This window comes from Pseudomonas trivialis (assembly GCF_001439805.1).
In the GTDB taxonomy this organism is placed as follows: Bacteria; Pseudomonadota; Gammaproteobacteria; order Pseudomonadales; family Pseudomonadaceae; genus Aquipseudomonas; species Aquipseudomonas trivialis.
Genome location: NZ_JYLK01000039.1, coordinates 1 through 1,261, shown reverse-complemented (window position 1 = coordinate 1,261; position 1,261 = coordinate 1). Strand labels below are relative to the sequence as shown.

At 47.4% G+C, this 1,261-nt stretch carries 1 protein-coding gene and 1 pseudogene; both read left to right on the top strand.

The genetic code is table 11. From position 1 onward, the window contains the following. A pseudogene (locus tag TU79_RS26470) lies at nucleotides 1-504 on the top strand (hypothetical protein); the annotation flags it as partial. Between the two features lie 3 nt (nucleotides 505-507). After that, on the top strand, nucleotides 508-837 hold the full coding sequence (gene imm40, locus TU79_RS24835; RefSeq protein WP_057010428.1) for an Imm40 family immunity protein: 330 nt from the start codon (nucleotides 508-510) through the stop codon (nucleotides 835-837). The last annotated feature ends 424 nt before the right edge of the window (nucleotides 838-1,261 follow it).

Sequence of the window (1,261 nt, the reverse complement as noted above, 5' to 3'; positions counted from 1 at the left end):
CCCGTGCCAGAAATCGACAAGCTGAAAGAAAATGTATCCGTATTTATACTGACGGGACTTTTTCCGGAATTGTTGGGCGCGCGAGCAGCTGGCTGGCTGGAAAAAATCACTGGAATGTTCAGTGAGTCTACGGAGGGAACAGCATTAGCGGGAGGGGGCACGAGGGCTGGGGCGAGTGGGGTGCTTGAGGGGGGATCAGGCGCAGAAGTTGCGGGTGGTGCAAAAGGCGGAAGCGCGGTAGCGGATGATTTCTTTGCAGGTACGAAATATACAGATAAAGTGTTAGGTCAGATCAAGACTGGCGATCTTCATGGGTTCCCGGAAAGTGTCACAAGTTTCCAAGGGGCCGGACAGGTGACGAAGATCACAGGGGGAGATGGTGTGGTAAGAGACATGCTGAAAATTCCAGGTGAGTATCGTGGGAAACAAGGCGTTTTCGAGTTCATAAAGGAGTCGGATGGGTCAATCAATCATCGACTATTCAAACCGATTTCGGCGGAGTGATCTATGAATATTATATGGTCGGAGCAAATTGATCCTATTCTAAGTAAAGGTATACCTCTAGACAATTTGGGGGTGCGGAACTGGGCCCTGGGTCGTGAGGACGCTTTAAATGCTATTTGTGAGCTCGAGGCTTTCGGAATCGCGATTCTTGGAGGGGATGTATATAAATTGGTTGGCGAGAAAGCTGAGCAGACGTACGACAGTTGGTACTGCGATCAAGGACCCGATGAGTCTGATTATATTTTTTCTAAGCGCAGTTCAGATAAGGCAAAGAGTTATATTTTTAGCTACTTAATGCCGAAGGGGCTTTTTGCGATAGTGCCTAAAATTTGATGTTGCAAAAGGTACTCTGAACACATTTTTGCTTGATGAGTTAACTGCTAATGGTGTGAAATTTACCCCAGAGAATGTTATTGCAACGATTCGCAGTTCTAGCGGGAAAGTTGTATTTCTAGAGACTGGAAACTCAAAGCTGGGTTGCAGCACATTATTGAGGAGCATGGTAGCCAATTCGCTCAGATGGGCGTGTCTGAGGCTCAGGTCCCGGGCGTGGTAATGAAGGCTGTTTCTGAGGGTAAACTTGTTGGTTATCAAGGTGCTGAAGTTGGGCGCCCAATTTATGAGCTAACTATAAATGGGCAGCCGCAGCGAATTGCTGTGACCATTGGTGACAACGGATTTGTCGTCGGTGCAAATCCAAGGGGGAGCCTTAAGTGAAAAATATAAAGTTGATGCCGGACTATCAATGTCATCCTCT